This is a genomic window from Donghicola sp., assembly GCF_025210255.1.
Lineage (GTDB): Bacteria > Pseudomonadota > Alphaproteobacteria > Rhodobacterales > Rhodobacteraceae > Donghicola > Donghicola eburneus.
Window position 1 is genome coordinate 46,748 of record NZ_JAOARZ010000006.1, and the last position, 6,000, is coordinate 52,747.

6 protein-coding genes are annotated in these 6,000 nt (G+C 59.7%); all 6 read left to right on the forward strand.

Annotated elements, in window-relative coordinates; all coding sequences use genetic code 11:
- Nucleotides 1-45 precede the first annotated feature (45 nt).
- Nucleotides 46-474 carry an Rrf2 family transcriptional regulator gene (locus tag N4A58_RS00525; RefSeq protein WP_293706975.1) on the forward strand — a complete coding sequence of 143 codons (429 nt, stop codon included), beginning with the start codon at nucleotides 46-48 and terminating at the stop codon, nucleotides 472-474.
- Between the two features lie 327 nt (nucleotides 475-801).
- Nucleotides 802-2,793, forward strand: a complete 1,992-nt coding sequence (locus N4A58_RS00530) for an FAD-dependent oxidoreductase (RefSeq protein ID WP_293706976.1) — start codon at nucleotides 802-804, stop codon at nucleotides 2,791-2,793.
- A gap of 12 nt (nucleotides 2,794-2,805) precedes the next feature.
- Complete coding sequence (locus tag N4A58_RS00535) at nucleotides 2,806-4,272, forward strand: ammonia-forming cytochrome c nitrite reductase subunit c552 (protein ID WP_293706977.1); 1,467 nt, start codon at nucleotides 2,806-2,808, stop codon at nucleotides 4,270-4,272.
- Between the two features lie 53 nt (nucleotides 4,273-4,325).
- Nucleotides 4,326-4,895, forward strand: a complete 570-nt coding sequence (locus tag N4A58_RS00540; protein WP_293706978.1) for a DUF3365 domain-containing protein — start codon at nucleotides 4,326-4,328, stop codon at nucleotides 4,893-4,895.
- Between the two features lie 4 nt (nucleotides 4,896-4,899).
- On the forward strand, nucleotides 4,900-5,343 hold the full coding sequence (locus N4A58_RS00545) for a c-type cytochrome (protein WP_293706979.1): 444 nt from the start codon (nucleotides 4,900-4,902) through the stop codon (nucleotides 5,341-5,343).
- Nucleotides 5,344-5,348: 5 nt separating this feature from the next.
- Nucleotides 5,349-5,765 (forward strand): globin family protein, encoded by a 417-nt coding sequence (locus tag N4A58_RS00550; protein WP_293706981.1) that lies wholly within the window; start codon nucleotides 5,349-5,351, stop codon nucleotides 5,763-5,765.
- Nucleotides 5,766-6,000 lie beyond the last annotated feature (235 nt).

The following is a 6,000-nucleotide window of genomic DNA, read 5'->3' on the forward strand; positions in this document are numbered from 1 at the left end:
ATAGCCGAAGAGACCGGTTAGCAGACGGCTCAGGATGTAAAGTCGATGAAACTTACGCGCTATTCGGATTATGCCCTGAGGGTCAGCCTCTACCTTGCGATCAATCAAGCGCGCTTGGTGCAGATTTCGGAGATCGTCAAAGTTTACGGCCTGCCCCAAGGAAATATCATGAAGCTCACCACTGACCTGGTTGGCGCAGGCTTCTTTGAGTCTGTGCGAGGACGCACTGGCGGCATCAGGCTTGCCATTTCGCCATCGGAGCTGACCGTGGGGCAAATTGTACGCCATACGGAGGGCAGCCAGGCTTTGGTCGATTGCTCGTCCTGTATTCTTGCGCCGGAATGCGGGCTGATCTGCATCATGTCAGAGGCGAAGCAAGCCTTCTTTCGAGTGCTGGACAACTACACGTTTGAGCAAGTGATCGCTCGGAACCCCAAAGCGATCGATATATTGTCGCTGACAGGCGGCGAGTGATCCGCGGAGCCATCTGGATTCGGGCCGTACTCGCACTTCAGCAGCCGGCCACCATTCACACTCCGCACCAGATTTAATCATTCACCCAAAATGAATGTATATAAATTCACCAAGGCGGCCCGGAGGCCCCCGTGCGATGCCTCTTATTCAGCTGCAGTGCAGAAAAAGGTTCTCGTTTGTTCAACCTGATGTAGCATCAAGAATGTGCTGACAACGAGGTTGGCCGCTTCCGAGACAACGTTCGTCCCGAATTTATGTTGATTTCCCTGCGCCTTATGGGCGCACGAAGCGGCGTGGGCCTTCCACGACCAAACCCTTGCGAGTGAAATGCCAGCACAGCCAGCCCTCACCGAAGAACACCCTCTAATTGAGTCCGCTCGCTCCCGTATTGTGGTGATCGGAGGCGGCCCAGTGGGTGCGCGCGCCGCGACGCTTTTGGCGAAACGCGGTCTCGCAGTGACGGTTCTATCGACAGAACGGTTCGAGCCTTACAATCGCGTCAAGCTGACGCCTCTTCTTGCGGGCGCGGTGCAGTTCGGTGAGATTGTCACTCCCGGATTTGATGACCCCGAACAGGATTTGCGTCTCCTCACCGGAATGCGTGCGAAATCCATCGACCGTGCGCAACGCTTTGTGACGACCGCCGACGGGCAAATCTGGCCGTATGAAAAACTGATTATCGCGACGGGCTCGCGGGCTTTTATCCCCGGAGTCCCGGGACGCGATCTACCCGGTGTATTCACATTCCGTTCGGCCGAGGACGCGTCGGCCCTGATGGCGCGGAGTATCAGCGCCCGGCGCGTCGTGGTGATTGGTGGTGGTCTCTTGGGCCTAGAGGCCGCACGCGGTATGCAGCAGCGGCAGGCCCAAGTCACCGTAGTCGAGCACGAAAACCGGCTTATGCCCCGTCAGCTTGATGAAGAGGGCGGCGCGCTGTTGGCCGAGAAAATTCTAGAGCTTGGCGTCACGCTGCGAGCCAGCGTTGCTGTCAAAGCGATCGAAGGCGAGCATCGGGTCGAGTCGGTGCGCCTTGCGGATGGAACAGTCCTGCCATGTGATACGGTTATCATCTGCACTGGCGTCCGCGCCCGAACTGATCTGGCGCGCACCGCCGAGCTGAGCTTTAGCCGTGGCATCACCGTTGATGATGCAATGCGGACCTCGGATCCGGACATCTACGCGATTGGTGAATGTGCCGAACACAACGGCGTCGTGCATGGTCTGGTCGGACCGGGCTATGAACAAGCTGATGCGGCAGTTGCTGACATTCTGGGGGAGCATGGTCGCTATCAAGGCTCAACACCCACCACCAAGCTAAAAGTCATCGGCGCAGACGTATTTTCTCTCGGTCAGGTCGAGCAACTAGAAGTCGCGCCGGACGTCCGCAGCCATACTTGGCGAAACGACACTGGATATCGCCGAATTTTCCTACGCGGGGGACGTTTGGTCGGGGCCATTGCCGTGGGCAGTTGGCCTCAGGCCAGTCGCGTTCAAAGTGCCATTCAGAACGAGGCGTTGATTTTCCCGTGGATGGTGGGCCGTTTCCTGCGCGGCGGGTCGCTCTGGGTTGAAGAGGACGGCGACATCTCGCAAATGCCGAATGCCGCCACTGTGTGCAACTGCACCGGTGTGACCTGCGGACGGCTAAGAGACGCGATGGCGGGCGGGGCCAAGACCCCCGAAGCGCTGAGCGCGGCGACCGGCGCAGGCACAGTCTGCGGCACGTGTGTTCCGCTGCTGGACGAGATGGCGAACAGCGGCGCAGCCCCCAAGCCCGTTCGCTGGTATCGCCCCATTCTGGTTTTGTCCGCACTAGCCGCACTAGCTGCTTTGACCGTCGCGCTTGTACCGCGCATTCCTTGCCCCAGCAGTTTCGACGCTGAGAGCCTACGCGTTTGGTTGTGGCGCGACAATATCGTGCGGCAGTGGACAGGCTTCATCCTGCTTGGGTTCACCTTGGCCGCGATGGTGATCGGCCTACGCAAGCGTCTGCGGTTTATGGACAAGCTGGGGGCCTATGACGGTTGGCGGCTGATCCATCTGGGGATCGGTGCCTTGGCCGCGATCGGGCTGATCGTGCACACCGGCCTGCGACCGGGGGACAACCTGAACCTCATGCTCTTTGTCAGCTTTGCTGCAACGCTGGTGTTTGGCGCGGCAGCCGGTCTGGCAACGGGAGGCGATCACGAGTTGCGCGCGCGCCGCATCGGCACCGCTCGCAAACCCGCCCGCCGCTGGCCCACTTGGGCCCATATCGTGATGATCTGGCCGCTGCCGCTGCTGGTCCTCGCCCATGTTTTAACAAGTTACGCGTTCTAAGGAGGGCAACAGATGTCACGCAACGCCCTTCTTTGGATGCTCTGGAGTCTGCTGACCTTTGTCGGCGCAGGCGCGGTTTTCGCGGCGCTCTATATCGGCGGCGACCGGACGGTCCTGCTGCCGGGTCAAACGGCTGGGGCCCACCACCAACTCGAGATCGCCTGCGAAACCTGCCACACCTCGGACCCTTTCGACAGTCAGGCCACGATCAAGAAAGACATCAACAAGACTTGCACGACCTGCCACAAGGACGAGTTGAAAGAAGCCGACGACAGCCACCCGAAGAAGAAGTTCACCAACCCGCGGATGGCGAGCTACTGGGAGAAAATCGACGGGCGGTTCTGTACATCCTGCCATTCCGAGCACCAGCCGGAAATTACGCTGCCGATGATGGTCACGCTGCAGGGCGATTACTGCGTCGCCTGCCACTCCGAAGGGGATCAGGACATCCGCAAGGACCGCGAGAGCCACGCGAACCTGACCTTTGACACCTGTGCCTCGTCGGGCTGCCACAACTATCATGACAACCGCGCGCTGTATGAGGATTTCCTCGTGAAGCATGCAGACGCGCCTTGGCTGATGGACGAACCTGTCGTTGCCGCTGCCGCCCTGCCCCAACTGCCCCGCGCCAGCAGCACGGAAGAGATTGAGACCTATTTGGCCTCGCTCGACGCGCCGGTTCAGGACGACGAAATCGCCCACGATTGGGCGGGCACCGCGCACGCTGCGGCGGATGTGACCTGCACCAGCTGTCACGCCCCCGAAGAGCAAGCGTGGACCGACCACCCCGACGAAGGCATTTGTTCGGACTGTCACAAGCCCGCCGCCAAGAGCTTCTCTTTGGGCCGGCACGGGATGCGCCAGCACTCGAAAATCTCGAAACCTCGGGACGCGGGCAAGCAGCTGAAAGCCCTTGGCTGGAAGGACGCCCCCGAAGAGTTGGTGGCCGCGCTCAACGCCTATCTGAACGACCCTGCCCCGCCGCCAATGATGAGCACGGACGAAGCCCTCGTCGATTTGTCGGATGACGCTCATGGTCAAGGGATGACCTGCACTTCATGCCATTCGCCGCACAAGGAAGAGCCGCAGCAAACCGCTGTCACGGCCTGCCTTAGCTGCCACAACGACGATCACAGCCAAAGCTACGAGCAAAGCCCGCACTTTGCCCTGTGGCAGGCCGAGACCACCGGCAATGCCCCCGCGGGCACCGGCGTCACCTGCGCGACCTGCCATATGCCGCAGTCCGAGAAAAAGGGCTTTGCCGTCACGAACCACAACCAGAACGACAACCTCCGCCCGAACGAGAAGATGATCCGCTCTGTCTGTCTAGACTGTCATGGACTGGGCTTTGCGATTGATGCGCTCGCCGACCCTGCGCTGATCGCGAACAACTTCAAGGGCCAACCATCCCGCCACATCGAAAGCATCGATTGGGCGACAAGCCGCGTAGAACCGTCCGACCAAGGCGCCAACCAATGAACGCACGGTCCTACGCACCCCCTGCCAATCATAATCCAACAGGAGAGATACATATGACCAGCTACGGAACAAAAATCAAAGCAGTCCTTCTCTGCGGCGCAATGGCGTTCGGTGGCGGCACCGCCGTCCACGCGGAAATGGAAGAGCAAGAAGTCGCGGATCTGCTACACCTGGTGATGTCTTCGGACCGCACCGTCTACACCCGCATGATCGTCAACCGTCTGGCGGTCAAAGAGAAAGTGATCACCGCGTCCGAACACTTCGAAGATGAAAAAGCGCTGGTTCTGCCCGCACAGATGTTCCGCTTTGGCGCGGAAATGGTGGCCGAAGAAACCGACGCCTTCTCGTACTCGCTGCTGTCGCTCTGGCCGATCAACAAACAGAACGCCCCTGCCACCGACCTCGAAAAAGAGGGTTTGCAGTATCTGGTCGATAACCCCGGTGAGAACTTCTACGGCGAAGAAGAGCTGGGTGGTCAGAACTACTTCACCGCGTTCTACGCCGACGTTGCTGTGGCCGAGGCATGCACCTCTTGCCACAACGATCACAAGGACTCGCCCAAAACCGACTTCGAAGGCGGTGACGTGATGGGCGGTGTGGTTATCCGCATCCCTGTGGAGTGATCTGATGCAGCGTGCGGTGATCTGCGCGGCGCTCCTTGCGGGTGCACCTGCAGCGGCAGAAGTGACACTTTCTGACGTTTTGTCCACCCGTGGGCTTGACGGCTTCGTCACTGCCGACCGGCTGCCCGAACCAGTGGCCCCAACACTGGCTCAGGGCAAAGGTGTCTGGGAGGGCACCTGCATGGCCTGCCACGGCGGCAACAAAGCCACCGGAGCGCCCAAGATCACCGCAACTAAGACATGGCAGCCCCGCATCGCGCAGGGGCTGCCCACTCTGATTGACCACGCCACCCAAGGCTTTGTGGGCAAAACCTACACCGAAATGCCGGCCCGTGGCGGCAATCGCGACCTGAGCGACGCAGAGATCGCTGCAGCCGTGACCTTTATGGTTTGGGCGAGCGGCGGCGAGGCCGAGGCCCAAACCTTTATCGAAAAAAACAAGGAATGAGAGACATGACCCCCGAGAAAATCGCCCTCGTGCAAGACAGCTTTAAAAAAGTGGCGCCCATCGCTGGTCCCGCAGCCGATATCTTCTACGACAAGCTCTTCGAACTCGCGCCCCAAGTGCGCCCCCTCTTCCCCGAAGACATGTCGGAGCAGAAGAAGAAGCTGATGCAGATGCTGGCTATCGCCGTTAACGGACTGACCAAGCTGGACGAGATCCTGCCCGCCGTTCAGGACCTTGGCCGTCGTCATAACGGCTACGATGTCACGCCCGAACACTACGGTTACGTTGGCGAGGCCCTGCTCTTCACCCTTGGAAAAGGGCTCGGGGACGATTTCACACCCGAAGTAAAGGAGGCATGGGCCGAAACCTATGGCGTCCTCGCTGGCGTGATGATTGATGCACAAAAAGCAGCTGCAGCCTAGGCTGCCTCAGGGGTCGGGTGATCTTCTCGGCCCTCGCTTGCTCGGGCTCTTTTGGTTCTTCGTGCTGACGCGGACTACCCTAAGAACCACGCCGTTGAATTTCATGGCGCGCTAGCAGGGATTTTATCACAGTGTTCTGGTGATTTAGATGCTTCGACCCGTAAACAGCGGAGTGTTGTGTCATCTCAGTCGAAAGCGTTGGTTGCGGGAGTAGGATTTGAACCTACGACCTTCA